We start from the raw sequence: 13777 nt of genomic DNA, 5'->3' as shown, positions 1-13777 counted from the left end.
CCGCCCGACCCGATCCCCGCGGGGACGCCCGCAAGGGGTGACCTCGCCGCCCCGCCGTGACACACGGGGGGCGACCCGACCCGACCGGAGACCGCATGTCCTTCCTCCGCCCCGCCCAGGCCGCCCGATGACGGTCGCCCAACCCCTCGTCCTGCTCGCGGCGGGCGGCACCGGCGGCCACCTGTTTCCGGCCGAGGCCCTGGCCTTGCGCCTGCGCGAGCGCGGCATCCGCGTCGCGCTCGCCACCGACAGCCGGGTCGCGGCGCTGTCGGGCGAGTTCCCGGCCTCGGAGATCGTCGCGGTCCCCTCCGCCACCCCGTCGAGCGGGCGCTCGCCCCTGCGCCGGCTCGCCGCCTTCGCGACCCTCGGGCGCGGCTTCGCGGCGGCGATCCGGGAGGTGCGCCGCCTCAACCCGGCGGTCGTCGTCGGCTTCGGTGGCTACCCGACCGTGCCGCCGCTGCTGGCCGCCCAGATGCTGCGGGTGCCGACGCTGCTGCACGAGCAGAACGCCGTGATGGGCCGCGCCAACGGGTTCCTGGCCCGCGGCGCCACGATCATCGCCACCGGCTTCCCCGAGGTGCGGGGCGTGCCCGCCAAGGCCACCGCCCGGCGCGTCCATACCGGCAACCCGGTGCGTCCGGCGGTGCTGGCGGCCGGCGAGATGCCCTATCCTGCGGTCGGTGCGGACGCCCCGCTCCAGCTCCTCGCCTTCGGCGGCAGCCAGGGCGCCCGGGTGATGAGCGACGTGGTGCCGGACGCCGTGGTGCGGCTGCCGGCCTCCCTGCGCGCCCGCCTCACCGTGATCCAGCAGGCCCGCGCGGAGGATCTCGCCCGGGTCCAGGCGCTCTACGAGGGCGCGGGGCTTTCCGCCTTCACGGTGGCGCCGTTCTTCAAGGACCTGCCGGCCAAGATGGCGACCTCCCACCTCGTCGTGGCCCGCTCGGGCGCCTCGACGGTGGCGGAGCTCGCGGTGATCGGCCGCCCGGCGATCCTGGTGCCGCTGCCCGGCGCCCTCGACCAGGACCAGGCGGCCAACGCCGCGGTGCTGGGGCGGATCGGCGCCGCCTTTCCCACACCACAAACGGACTTCACCCCTGAGCGGCTCGCCGGCGACCTCGGCGCGCTGCTCGGCGATCCGGCCCGGCTCGCCACGGCGGCGGCCGCCGCCAAGGGGGCCGGCCTGCCCGACGCCGCCGAGCGCCTCGCCGCCCTGGTGGTCGAGACCGCCCTCTCGGCCCGCTGACGGCCGTTCGAACAAGAAGACACGCGAAGGACCCCGACTTCCATGAAGCTGCCGAACAAGCTCGGACCCATCCACTTCATCGGCATCGGCGGCATCGGCATGTCCGGCATCGCCGAGGTGATGCACAATCTCGGCTACACGGTGCAGGGCTCGGACGCCTCCGACAACGCCAACGTGCGCCGGCTGAACGAGAAGGGCATCCGCGCCTTCGTGGGCCACCGGGCCGAGAACCTGGCCGACGCAGCCCTCGTCGTGGTCTCGACCGCGATCCGCCGCGACAACCCGGAGCTGGTCTCCGCCCGCGAGCGCCGCCTGCCGGTGGTGCGCCGGGCCGAGATGCTGGCCGAGCTGATGCGCTTCAAGTCCTGCGTGGCGGTGGCCGGCACCCACGGCAAGACCACCACCACCTCGCTCGTCGCCACCCTGCTCGACGCCGGCGAGCTCGATCCCACCGTCATCAACGGCGGCATCATCAACGCCTACGGCACCAACGCCCGCATGGGCGAGGGCGACTGGATGGTGGTCGAGGCCGACGAATCCGACGGCACCTTCCTGAAGCTGCCGGCCGACATCGCCATCGTCACCAACATCGATCCCGAGCACCTCGACCATTTCGGCTCGTTCGACGCGATCAAGGACGCCTTCCGGGCCTTCATCGACAACATCCCGTTCTACGGCTTCGCCGTGATGTGCATCGACCACCCGACGGTGCAGGACCTCGTCGGGCGCATCGAGGACCGGCGCATCGTCACCTACGGCGAGAACCCGCAGGCCGACGTGCGCCTGATCGACGTCGACCTGAAGGGCGGCCAGAGCCGGTTCCGGGTGATGATCCGCGACCGCCGCCCCGGATTCCGCCTGGAGATGGAGGACCTCGTCCTGCCGATGCCGGGCAAGCACAACGCGCTCAACGCCACCGCGGCGCTGGCGGTGGCCCACGAGCTCGGCGTCTCGCCCGAGGCGATCCGCAAGGCGCTGGCCAATTTCGGCGGCGTCAAGCGGCGCTTCACCCGCACCGGCGAGTGGAACGGCGTCCAGATCTTCGACGATTACGGCCACCACCCGGTCGAGATCCGGGCGGTGCTCAAGGCCGCCCGCGCCTCCACCGATGGCGGCGTGATCGCGGTGGTGCAGCCGCACCGCTACTCGCGGCTGGCCTCGCTGTTCGACGATTTCTGCACCTGCTTCAACGACGCCGACACGGTGATCGTCGCCCCGGTCTACGCCGCCGGCGAGGCGCCGATCGAGGGCATCGACCGCGATGCCCTGGTGGCGGGCCTCACCTCCCGCGGCCACCGCAACGCCATCGCGCTCGAGCGCACCGAGGACCTCGCCGGCATCGTCGGCGGTCTCGCGCGCCCGGGCGACTACGTGGTGTGCCTGGGCGCCGGCAACATCACCCAATGGGCCTATGCGCTGCCGGGCGAGCTCGCCGCGAGCGGCGAGAAGGCGGCGTGAGGCGGTGCGCTCACCCGGCGTCCGGGACGAGATCCTCGATCTCGACCCGGAGCGCCCGGGCGAGCCGCCGGTAGAGCTGGACGTCGCCGATGCTCTCGCCGCGCTCGACCGCGCCGACATGCTCCTCCGGCGCGCCTGCCTGCCGGGCGAGTTCGGCCGCGTCCATGGCCCGCTTGGCGCGCCAGAAGGCAAGGGGGGTCGGCGCCGCACGAAGCGCGTCGAGGTCGTCGCCGCTCAGGAGTTCCTCATCGCCGGCATCCAGGCGCGCCAGCGAGGCGGCGAGGGTGCGGCCATCCGCGGCCTCCGCGGCGAGGTCGCTGAGGCGCTCGAACTCGGCCTCCGGCAGGATCACGATCGCCTCGCCGGAGGGCGTCCTGGTGCGGACGATGGTCATGCCCTGGGCCCTACTCGTAGATCGAGCCGCGCGGCCCGACATCGTGCACAATGATCCGCTCGTCCTCGCTCGTGAAGAGGGCGCGCCAATCCCCGACCCGCAGCCGGTGGCCCGGCACGCCCTTCATCGCCCGGATGTTCTGGGCGAGCGACGCAGGGTCCCGGGCGACCTGATCGAGCTTGGCCCGGATCAGCGCCTCCGTGTCGGGCGGCATCCGGGCGAGAGCGCGAGCCGCCTTTCGCGTGTAGACGACGGTCCTGGCCACGCAGACCGGCCTCCGATTGTCCTTGCGTCAACTCTAGAGCGCTCCGCCCCTGCGCGTCGAGCCGGAACCGCACCATGACCTCCGCCGCCATCCTCGCCGCCCTGGCCCCCGCCGCCCTGCGCGGTCGCCTCCTGCCCGACCATCCGCTCGCCGACCTGACCTGGTTCCGGGTCGGGGGGCCGGCCGACGTGCTGTTCACCCCCGCCGACGAGGACGACCTCGCCGCGGCGCTCGCCGCCCTGCCGGCGGAGGTGCCCGTGACGGTGATCGGGCTCGGCTCGAACCTGATCGTGCGCGACGGCGGCGTGCCCGGCCTCGTCATCCGCCTCGGCGGCAAGGCCTTCGGGTCGATTCACGTCGAGGGTGAGACGATCCGGGCCGGCACGGCCGTGCCCGACATGAAGCTCGCCCGCGCCGCGGCGGAGGCCGGCCTCGACGGCCTCGCCTTCTACCGCGGCATCCCGGGCTCGATCGGGGGGGCGCTCAGGATGAATGCCGGGGCGCATGGCGGCGAGACCACCGACGTGCTGGTCGAGGCGCGCGCCGTCGACCGCAAGGGCGCCCTGCACGTCCTCTCCCACGCCGAGATGGGCTTCGCCTACCGCCACTGCGCGGCGCCCGCCGACCTGATCTTCACCCAGGCGACCTATCGCGGACGGCCCGGCGACCGGGCTTTGATCGAGGCCGAGATGGACCGGGTCACCGCGGCCCGGGAGGCGGCGCAGCCGATCCGCGAGCGCACCGGCGGCTCGACCTTCAAGAACCCGGACGGGGGCAAGGCCTGGCAGCTCGTCGACGCCGCCGGCTGCCGCGGGCTCACCCGCGGCGGCGCCCAGGTCTCGGAGATGCACTGCAACTTCCTGATCAACCGGGGCGGCGCCACCGCGGCCGACATCGAGGGCCTGGGCGAGGAGGTGCGGAAGCGCGTCCGCGAGACCTCCGGGGTCGAGCTGCACTGGGAGATCAAGCGCATCGGCGTGCCCGCCCGCTGATTCGCGAATCGGCCCGCGCGTTAACCACCCGCGCGGCTCCGCGGCATGACCGACCCTGTGGCGGATGTGCCGCGCCCGCGGCGGCGGACCGGCCGCCGCGGGCCGCGACGGCAGGCTCCGCGGGGCGCCGGCGGCGCCGTCGCCCTCGCGCCGCCGGACCGTCCGGCCCTGCGGTAAGTGATTGCAAGACCAGAGTGATCGGAGCGCGGGGCGAGGCCCGCGCCGGCCGGTCCCGGACTTCGCCCGAGGCCCGATCGGAGCCCGGCACCGGGGGTCGCCGCGGCGCCACGCCGGGGCCCGGGAGGCGCGCGATTCCCGTGCCCGGGGCGAAAATTTTACCGGATATTTACCAGCGAGTTCGAGAGTTGGCGTTAACGGCGCATCAAGCACTTGGACGCCGGGACGCCAGCCGTGCCGACCCTCCGCCACGACGACCACCGGGCTCTCCGCCCCGGTGAGCCCGTGATCCGCGAGGGCCGGCCGCCAGGCCCCGGACGATTCGAGACCGCTCCCTCGCGCCGGAGATCGCAGCCCGTGCCGGGTCCAGTTTCGGTGAACTCGTCCAATGGATGGTGGAGGACGCTTCCCTGAGCCGCCGATCGCCGCCGGTTACGCCGGCGGGGATGCCGGCACGCCCGCTCCCCTTCCGGGGACGGCGCCGGCCTGGGGCGGCCCTGCGCGCGAGTCGCGCCTGGCCCGCTACCTGCCGCGGTTCCTGCGCCCGCGCCGCTCGTCGGTGGCGGTGCCGATCGAGCGGCGGATGCCGCGCCACCTCGGGATGGGCCTGGCCTTCGGGTTCTTCGGCCTCGTCGCCGGGGCAGGCTTCGTGTCGGGCGGCGGTTACGCCGAGATGGCGGCCCGCTCCGGCACGCCCCTCGACATGGCGGCCCGGGCGCTCGGCTTTGGCCTCGACAAGGTGACGATCTCGGGCCTGGTGCAGCTGCGCTCGGCCGAGATCCTCCAGGCCGCCGGCATCGACCAGCGCAACTCGCTGCCCTTCCTCAGCGTGGTCGACGTGCGCGACCGCCTGTCCACCGTGCCGCTCATCGGCGCGGTCTCGGTGCGCAAGATCTACCCGCGCGAGCTCCTGATCACGCTCACCGAGCGCGAGCCGAGCGCCCTGTGGCAGCGCAACGGCGAGATCGCCGTGATCGCCGCCGACGGCACGGTGATCGACCAGATGCGCGACGGCCGCTTCTCCGACCTGCCCCTGGTGGTGGGCGAGGAGGCCAACCTGCGCACCAAGGAATACCTCGCGCTCCTCGAGGCCGCGGGCCCGCTCAAGGACCGGATCCGCGCCGGCACCCTGGTCTCGGGCCGCCGCTGGACCCTCAAGCTCGACGGCATCGACGTGCGCCTGCCCGAGACCGGCGCCCGCGAGGCGGTGGCCCGCCTCGTCAAGCTCGAGGCCGAGTCGAGCCTGCTCGAGAAGGACATCATCGCGGTCGACCTGCGGCTGCCCGACCGGGTGGTGGTGCGGCTGACCGAGGAGGGCGCGGCGGCGCGCCTGGAGGCCCAGAAGAAGCAGCAGAAGAAGCCCAAGGGGACCGAGACATGACCCGCGCGCGAGACGTGACGCCCGCCGGTCTGCCCGGTTCCCGCAGCCCCCAGATCCCCCTTTCATCCCCGGTGAGCGTCGCGTCATGAGTCTCCTCCAGCACGGTCTCACGCCGCGCTTAAAGCCGCTCTCGGCGCGCCGGAGCGCGACCCTGTCGGTGCTCGACATCGGCACCAGCAAGATCGTCTGCCTCGTCGCCGAGCTGCAGCCGGTCGAGACGCTGGCGACCCTGCGCGGCCGCACCCACCTCGCCCGGATCATCGGCATCGGCCACCAGCGCTCGCTCGGCCTCAAGGGCGGCGCCGTGGTCGACCTCGAGGCGGCCGAGACCTCGATCCGCCAGGCGGTCCACGCCGCCGAGCGCATGGCCCGGGTCGAGGTCCAGTCGGTCATCGTCAGCCTGTCGGGCGGCCGGCTCGGCTCGCAGCACTTCGACGCCAAGGTCCCGGTGCGCACCGGCGCCGTCACCGGCTCGGACGTGCAGCGCGTGCTGGAGGCGGCGAGCACCCACAGCATCAGCCCGGGCCGCGCCGTGCTGCACGCCCTGCCGACCGGCTACTCCCTCGACCAGCAGAGCGCGGTGGTCGATCCGTCGGGCATGCTCGGCGAGCGGCTCGGCGTCGACCTCCACGTCGTCACCGCCGAGATCGCGGCGGCCCGCAACCTGATGCTGGCGGTGGAGAACACCCACCTGCGCGTCGAGGCGGTGATCGCGACGCCCTACGCCTCGGGCCTCTCGGCGCTGGTCGACGACGAGGCCGAGATGGGCGTGGCCGTCGTCGACATGGGCGGCGGCACCACCAGCGTCGGCGTGTTCTCGGGCGGCCACCTCGTCCATTGCGACGCGCTCGCGGTCGGCGGCCACCACGTCACCATGGACATCGCCCGCGGGCTCTCGACCCGGGTGGCGGCGGCCGAGCGGCTCAAGACCCTGTACGGCGCCGCCATGGCGACGGCGTCGGACGAGCGCGACATGATCGCGGTCCACGGCGTCGACGAGGACGAGCGCGACCTGCCCCACCACATCCCGAAGTCGCACCTCGTGCGGATCATCCGCCCGCGGGTCGAGGAGGTGCTGGAGCTGGTGCGCGACCGCCTGCGCAACGCGGGCTTCGCCGCCCAGGCCGGGCGCCGGGTGGTGCTGACGGGAGGCGCCAGCCAGCTCGTCGGCCTGCCGGAGGTCGCCCGCCGCATCCTGCAGGGCCAGGTCCGGATCGGCCGGCCGCTCGGCATCAAGGGATTGCCCGAGGCCGCCAAGGGCCCGGCCTTCTCGGCCGCCGTCGGGCTCCTGGTCTACCCCCAGGTCTCGCACGTCGAGCATTTCGAGCCGCGCGGCCAGTCCGGCCATGCGGGCCTCGGTTCCGATACGTACCTCTCCAAGGTCGGACGCTGGATCCGGGAGAGCTTCTAACGAGATCGCCTCCCGGCGCGGGCCCCGGAAACGGGCCGCGCCGGAGAGGCGGGACGGCAAACGGCGCCGCTACCGCGCCACCAGAAACGAAACGATCACCAGAGGCTCGCGCATCATGGCCATCTCCCTGCAAGCTCCGGACATCCGCGAACTGAAGCCCCGCATCACCGTGTTCGGCGTCGGCGGCGCCGGCGGCAACGCCGTCAACAACATGATCGAGTCGGGCCTGCTCGGCTGCGAGTTCGTAGTCGCCAACACCGACGCCCAGGCGCTGACCTCCTCGAAGGCCGAGCGCGTGATCCAGATGGGCATCGGGGTGACGCAAGGGCTCGGCGCCGGCTCGCAGCCCGAGGTCGGCCGCGCCGCCGCCGAGGAGGTGATCGACGAGATCCGCGACCAGCTCTCGGGCGCCCACATGTGCTTCATCACCGCCGGCATGGGCGGCGGCACCGGCACCGGCGCGGCCCCGGTCATCGCCCGCACCGCCCGCGACATGGGCATCCTGACGGTCGGCGTGGTGACGAAGCCGTTCCAGTTCGAGGGCGTGCGCCGGATGCGCACCGCCGAGTCGGGCATCAACGAGCTGCAGCAGGCCGTCGACACCCTGATCGTGATCCCGAACCAGAACCTGTTCCGGGTCGCCAACGAGAAGACCACCTTCGCGGATGCCTTCGCGATGGCCGACCAGGTGCTCTACTCGGGCGTCGCCTGCATCACCGACCTGATGGTGAAGGAGGGTCTCATCAACCTCGACTTCGCCGACGTACGGGCGATCATGCGCGGCATGGGCAAGGCGATGATGGGCACCGGCGAGGCGTCCGGCGAGAAGCGCGCCAACCGCGCCGCGGAAGCCGCGATCGCCAACCCGCTCCTCGACGACGTCTCGATGAAGGGCGCCCGCGGCCTCTTGATCTCGATCACCGGCGGCAACGACCTCACCCTCTACGAGCTCGACGAGGCCGCCACCCGCATTCGCGAGGAGGTCGATTCCGACGCCAACATCATCCTGGGCGCCACCTTCGACGAGAGCCTCGACGGCATCATCCGGGTCTCGGTCGTCGCCACCGGCATCGAGCCGGCGCTGATCAACGCCAACGCCATCGGCTCGCCGGAGATCGCCCAGACCGAGCAGCGCATCGCCGAGGTCGCCGAGCGCCTGCGGGCCGAGGCGCGGGCCCGGGCCGCCGCCCCGGCGGCGCCCGCCCCCTCCTTTCGTCCCGCCGAGGCCCCGGTAGCGCGGGCCCCGGCACCGGAGCCGGTGGCGCACGCCCCGATGATGCATGCTCCGATGCACACCCAGACCGCCGCGCCCGAGCCGGCCCGGATGGATCTGTCCGCCGCCCACCAGGCCGCCAGCCTCATGCGCGACGAGGTCCAGATCACCCCGGCCCAGCCGCGCCAGGCCCCGGTCTACGAGCCGGCCCCGGCGCCCGCGCCCGAGCCGCAGATGCCGATGGCCTCCGGCCCGTTCATCCCGCCGTCCCCGGCGGTGGTGCGCGCGCCGCGCATGCCGCGGGTCCAGGACCTGCCGATGCCGGCCCAGAACCAGATCCGCGCCAGCCGCGGCGAGGAGCCGGTCCAGCAGGTGACGCCGGATGCCAAGCGCACCTCGCTGCTGCGCCGCCTCGCCACCGTCGGCTTCGGCGGCCGGCGCGAGGACGAGGCCGGCCAGCCGGTCCAGGCTCCGGCGGCCCCGATGGCGCATGCCGCGCCGCAGCCGGCGCCCCGGCCGATGCCGCAGGCTCCGGTCCACCAGGCGCCGGTCCAGCACGCCCCGGCCGCCCCGCGCCAGCCCGCGCCGCAATACGCCCCGCAGGCCGGCTACCCGGCCCAGCCCCAGGGCTACCGCCCGGCGCAGGGCAACCTCGACGCGCAGGGCCGCGCGGTGCCGGCCGGCACCCGCATGATGGACGACGACCAGCTCGAGATCCCGGCCTTCCTGCGCCGCCAAGCGAACTGATAGCGGCGAACTGATCGCGGCGAACTGATCGCCGCGATCGGGTCGCGGGGCACCCGCCCCGGGGGGCGTCGCCGGCAGGCGGTGCCCCCGCGGGGTCCGGACACCGCCTCGACCGGGCCGCGCGAGCCCCGCAGTGCCGCCCAAATGACACACCCCGAGGCCCCCCGGCCTCGGGGTCGACGCGTTCGATAAGATGCTGAAGGGTAAGGGCTTTTCGAGTCCGGCGCCGGTCCCCGGAATTGTTACAGAGCGTAAGAATCCGTGATTTGGCCGTGCTTCCGAGCGCGACTATAGGTGATCTACGCACAAGGGCGAAGGCCGAGCGACTGCCGGCACTGACACCCACAGGGGCTTCAAGCAACGGACGGATCGCCTCGAAACGTGGCCTGGACAACGGGACATGATGGTGAGTCGCGGCCGAGGGCTGAGGTAATGAGAACAAGTCAACAGACGACCCTACGCTCCGCCGCGAGCCTCTCCGGCATCGGCGTCCACTCCGGTAACCCCGTCTCGATCACGCTCCATCCCGCGGAGGCGCATCACGGCATCGCCTTCCTGCGCACCGGCCTTCCCGACGACCGCGACCGCCTGATCCAGGCCCACCACGCCCAGGTCAGCGCCACCGAGCTCTGCACCGTCATCGGCAGCCGCGAGACCGGCGCCGTCGCCACCATCGAGCACCTGATGTCCGCCCTCTACGGGCTCGGCATCGACAATTGCCTCGTCGAGATCGACGGGCCCGAGATGCCGATCCTCGACGGCAGCGCCGCCCCCTTCGTGGCGGCGATCGAGGCGGTCGGCACCGCCTCCTGCGGCACGCCCCGCCGCTTCATCAAGGTGCTCAAGACCGTCCGCACCGAGAAGGGCCGCGCCTATTCCGAGCTGCGCCCGTTCGAGCGCGGCTTCCACCTCGACGTCGAGATCGACTTCGAGAGCCCGGTGATCGGCCGCAGCCGCAAGGCGCTGACCCTCACCCCCGCCGCCTACCGCCGCGAGATCGCCCGCGCCCGCACCTTCGGGATGATGCGCGACGTCGAGCGCTACTGGAAGGCCGGCTTCGCGCTGGGCGCCTCGCTGGAGAACACCGTCGCGGTCGGCGACGGCGGCGTGGTCAACCCGGAAGGCCTGCGCTATCCGGACGAATTCGTCCGCCACAAGATCCTCGACGCCGTCGGCGACCTGGCGCTGGCCGGCCTGCCGATCCTCGGCGCCTACCAGTCCTTCTGCGGCGGCCACGGCCTGAACGTCGCGGTCCTGACCGCCCTCTTCGCCGACCGGTCGAACTACGCCATCGTCGAGGGCGCCGCCGCCCGTCGCGAGCCGGCCTTCGCCGAGTTCGGCGTCGGCCTGGGCGCCGCGGTCTACGCGCCGGAGCTCTGAGCCCGGACCGTTGCGGCCGGGCCACAGCCGGCGGCTTTCGGCGCCGGGTGCCGGTGTTACCAGGTCTCGCGCCTCTCCGCGCCGTCTTGGCGCCCTATTCGCCCCACAGGGTTAAGGAAGTCCCCGACCGATGGCCGCCCGCTTCCGCAGTGTGGCCGTCACGGGCTTGGCGCACCGCGCCGGCCTGGGCTAAGGGGCTCGTGGATCAGCGGCGTGAAGAGCCGCCTGCTTGGGGAAGAACCCGAATGCCGTTCGCCCACCCGCTTCGCGCCGCGAAGGTGACCGTCCTGCGGACCGCGCTGCTCGCGGCATGCGGCCTGGGGCTCGCCGGCTGCGACACGATCGACTCCATCAACCCGTTCGCCAGCGAGAAGTACAAGACCGAGGTCGTCCCCGACGTCCCGGCCGACAAGCTCTACAGCCAGGGCCTCGCCAAGCTCGAGGACCGGGACTACGAGGGCGCGACGAAGCGGTTCGAGGATCTCGACAAGCAGTACGCCTATTCCGACTGGTCGCGGAAGGCGGTGCTGATGACCGCCTACTCGAACTACGAGGGCGGCCGCTACGAGGACGCGATCACCGCCTCGAAGCGCTACCTGCAGCGCCACCCGGGCTCGAAGGACGCGGCCTACGCCCAGTACCTGCTGGCGATGTCGCACTACAAGCAGATCCCGGACGTGACCCGCGACCAGGACCGCTCCGAGAAGGCCCTCGTGGCGCTCACCGAGCTGGTGCAGAAGTACCCGACCTCGGAATACGCCGCCGACGCCAAGGCCAAGATCCAGATCACCCGCGACCAGCTCGCCGGCAAGGAGATGGAGATCGGCCGCTACTACCTCGAGCGGCGCAACTTCCCGGCGGCGATCAACCGCTTCCGCGACGTGGTGAGCAAGTACCAGACGACCCGCCACGTCGAGGAGGCGCTGGAGCGCCTGGCCGAGGCCTACATGGCGCTCGGCATCGCCGGCGAGGCCCAGACCGCCGCTGCGGTGCTCGGCCACAACTTCCCCGATTCGCCCTGGTACAAGGACGCCTACAACCTGCTCCAGAGCGGCGGCCTGCAGCCGCGCGAGGAGAAGGCCTCCTGGATCAGCAAGGCGTTCCGCGGCGTGATCGGGATGGACACCCGCACCGCCGAGGCGCAGTAAGGGCCTCGCGGCCCGACCCCGGGACATGCGGCCGTGGCGCGCACTCGCGCCGCGGCCCTTTCGGCTGTAGATACCCGCCCGTCCCTCCTCGTCCCTTCCTCCTCCACGTCCCGGCAAGGGTGGCATGCTGGTTCAGCTCGCGATCCGCGACATCGTCCTGATCGATAAGCTCGAGCTGAACTTTCGCGAAGGCCTGAGCGTCCTGACCGGGGAGACCGGCGCCGGCAAGTCGATCCTCCTCGACGCCTTCACGCTGGCGCTCGGCGGGCGCGGCGACGGGCGCCTGGTGCGCCAGGGCGAGGCGCAGGGGCAGGTCACGGCGGTGTTCGACGTCGCCCCCGACCATCCGGCACGGACCATCGCGGCCGCCTCCGACATCGACACCGAGGGCGACCTGATCCTGCGCCGCATCCAGGTCGCTGACGGGCGCACCCGCGCTTTCGTCAACGACCAGCCGGTCGGCGTGCAGGTGCTTCGCGCCATCGGGGCGGCGCTCGTCGAGATCCACGGCCAGCACGACGACCGGGCCCTGTCGGATTCCACCACCCACCGGGCGATCCTCGACGCCTTCGGGGGCCTCGGTACCCGACAGGCCGCGGTGGCTGAGGCCGCGCGCCGGGTGCGCCAGGCCCGCACCGCGCTGTCGGAGCACCGCGCCCGGGTCGAGGCTGCCCGCAAGGAGGTCGACTTCCTGCGCCACGCGGTGGAGGAACTCGCCGCCCTCGATCCGAAGCCCGGCGAGGAGACCGAGCTCGCCGAGCGCCGCACCCTGATGCAGCAGGGCGAGAAGGTCGCCCGCGAGCTCAACGAGGCCCTCGACGCCGTCGCCGGCCAGGGCTCGCCGACCGCGCATCTCTCGGCAGCGCTGCGCAAGCTCGAGCGCCGCGCCGCGCAGGCGCCGGCCCTGGTCGAGCCCAGCATCAACGCCCTCGACAACGCGCTCGTCGCCCTCGACGAGGCCCGCACCAGCCTGGAGGACGCGCTCCAGGCGGCGGAGTTCGACCCGCGCGAACTGGAGCGGGTCGAGGAGCGGCTGTTCGGCCTGCGCGCCGCCGCCCGCAAGTACAACGTCCCGGTCGACGACCTCGCGGCCCTGCGCGAGCGCTACGAGGGCGACGTCGCGGTGATCGATGCCGGCGAGGAGGCCCTCGGCCGGCTGGAGGCGACGCTCGCCAGTGCCGACGCGGCCTATCTCGAGAAGGCCGAGGCCCTGAGCAAGGGCCGGCGCAAGGCGGCCTCCGCCCTCGACAAGGCGGTGCAGGCCGAGTTGCCGCCGCTGAAGCTGGAGCGCGCCCGCTTCATCACCGAGATCGCCACCGACCCGGAGGCCCGCGACCCCGCCGGCCTCGACCGGGTCGAGTTCTGGGCCCAAACCAATCCGGGCACCCGGCCCGGCCCGATGATGAAGGTGGCGTCGGGCGGCGAGCTGTCGCGGTTCATGCTCGCCCTCAAGGTGGTGCTGGCGGACAAGGGCTCGGCCCCGACCCTGATCTTCGACGAGATCGACACCGGCGTCGGCGGCGCGGTGGCGGACGCGATCGGCGCCCGCCTCGCCCGGCTCTCGGCCCGGGTGCAGACCGTGGCGGTCACCCACGCGCCCCAGGTCGCGGCCCGCGCCTCGACGCACTTCCTGATCGCCAAGGAGGCGGTGAAGGGTTCGGACCGGGTCGCCACCCGGGTGAAGCCGCTTGCTGCGATGCCGCGCCAGGAGGAGATCGCCCGGATGCTCGCCGGCGCCACGGTGACCGAGGAGGCCCGGGCCGCCGCCGCCCGCCTGCTGCAGGCCGCCGAGGCCTGACCGCATGCGGGTGTGCCCACGCGGCACATCCTGCTGTATGGTCAAGCTCGCGGTGCGATTCGCCCTGGCCGCGCTGCCGCTGCCGACATGGTGAACGAAAGAGAAATTTTAACGAAATCTTTACCATGTCGACCGAGAGTGTTTCGTCTCGGCGCGGATCAGCCTTCCCT

The 13777-nt window shown here is 72.8% G+C and carries 11 protein-coding genes; 9 read left to right on the top strand and 2 right to left on the bottom strand.

Features of this window, described 5'->3' with window-relative positions; translation table 11 throughout:
- Positions 1 to 127 precede the first annotated feature (127 nt).
- Both BMX97_RS05860 and murC read left to right on the top strand, forming a co-directional pair.
- The gene (locus BMX97_RS05860; protein ID WP_091746580.1) at positions 128 to 1243 is read left to right on the top strand and encodes a UDP-N-acetylglucosamine--N-acetylmuramyl-(pentapeptide) pyrophosphoryl-undecaprenol N-acetylglucosamine transferase; all 1116 of its coding nucleotides are present in this window, start codon (positions 128 to 130) and stop codon (positions 1241 to 1243) included.
- Positions 1244 to 1285: 42 nt separating this feature from the next.
- The gene (murC, locus tag BMX97_RS05855) at positions 1286 to 2701 is read left to right on the top strand and encodes a UDP-N-acetylmuramate--L-alanine ligase (RefSeq protein WP_091746577.1); all 1416 of its coding nucleotides are present in this window, start codon (positions 1286 to 1288) and stop codon (positions 2699 to 2701) included.
- A gap of 10 nt (positions 2702 to 2711) precedes the next feature.
- Here the strand turns inward: murC and BMX97_RS05850 are convergent, their stop codons facing one another.
- Together BMX97_RS05850 and BMX97_RS05845 are read right to left on the bottom strand one after the other, a co-directional pair.
- Positions 2712 to 3095, bottom strand: coding sequence for a helix-turn-helix transcriptional regulator (locus tag BMX97_RS05850; protein ID WP_091746574.1), 384 nt, complete (start codon positions 3093 to 3095; stop codon positions 2712 to 2714).
- Positions 3096 to 3105: 10 nt separating this feature from the next.
- Positions 3106 to 3360, bottom strand: a complete 255-nt coding sequence (locus tag BMX97_RS05845; protein WP_244538301.1) for a type II toxin-antitoxin system RelE family toxin — start codon at positions 3358 to 3360, stop codon at positions 3106 to 3108.
- Positions 3361 to 3434: 74 nt separating this feature from the next.
- Here BMX97_RS05845 and murB point away from each other — a divergent pair, with 74 nt between their 5' ends.
- From murB to recN, 7 genes are all read left to right on the top strand, one after another.
- Positions 3435 to 4352, top strand: a complete 918-nt coding sequence (gene murB, locus BMX97_RS05840) for a UDP-N-acetylmuramate dehydrogenase (protein ID WP_091746568.1) — start codon at positions 3435 to 3437, stop codon at positions 4350 to 4352.
- A 565-nt stretch (positions 4353 to 4917) separates the two neighbouring features.
- Positions 4918 to 5910 (top strand): cell division protein FtsQ/DivIB, encoded by a 993-nt coding sequence (locus BMX97_RS05835; RefSeq protein WP_091746565.1) that lies wholly within the window; start codon positions 4918 to 4920, stop codon positions 5908 to 5910.
- 85 nt (positions 5911 to 5995) lie between these two features.
- Entirely contained in the window at positions 5996 to 7321 is a 1326-nt protein-coding gene (gene ftsA, locus BMX97_RS05830; RefSeq protein WP_091746561.1) for a cell division protein FtsA, read from the top strand.
- 115 nt (positions 7322 to 7436) lie between these two features.
- Entirely contained in the window at positions 7437 to 9281 is a 1845-nt protein-coding gene (gene ftsZ, locus BMX97_RS05825) for a cell division protein FtsZ (RefSeq protein ID WP_091746558.1), read from the top strand.
- Between the two features lie 432 nt (positions 9282 to 9713).
- On the top strand, positions 9714 to 10661 hold the full coding sequence (gene lpxC, locus BMX97_RS05820) for a UDP-3-O-acyl-N-acetylglucosamine deacetylase (protein WP_091746555.1): 948 nt from the start codon (positions 9714 to 9716) through the stop codon (positions 10659 to 10661).
- 245 nt (positions 10662 to 10906) lie between these two features.
- Positions 10907 to 11809, top strand: a complete 903-nt coding sequence (locus tag BMX97_RS05815; RefSeq protein WP_091746552.1) for an outer membrane protein assembly factor BamD — start codon at positions 10907 to 10909, stop codon at positions 11807 to 11809.
- Between the two features lie 124 nt (positions 11810 to 11933).
- Positions 11934 to 13607: a DNA repair protein RecN gene (recN, locus tag BMX97_RS05810; RefSeq protein ID WP_091746549.1), complete on the top strand. Its 1674-nt coding sequence runs from the start codon at positions 11934 to 11936 to the stop codon at positions 13605 to 13607.
- Positions 13608 to 13777 lie beyond the last annotated feature (170 nt).

The organism is Methylobacterium sp. ap11 (assembly GCF_900110515.1).
Taxonomy (GTDB): domain Bacteria; phylum Pseudomonadota; class Alphaproteobacteria; order Rhizobiales; family Beijerinckiaceae; genus Methylobacterium; species Methylobacterium ajmalii.
The sequence above is the reverse complement of the archived record's forward strand: the minus strand, read 5'-3'. Positions and strand labels throughout refer to the sequence as shown.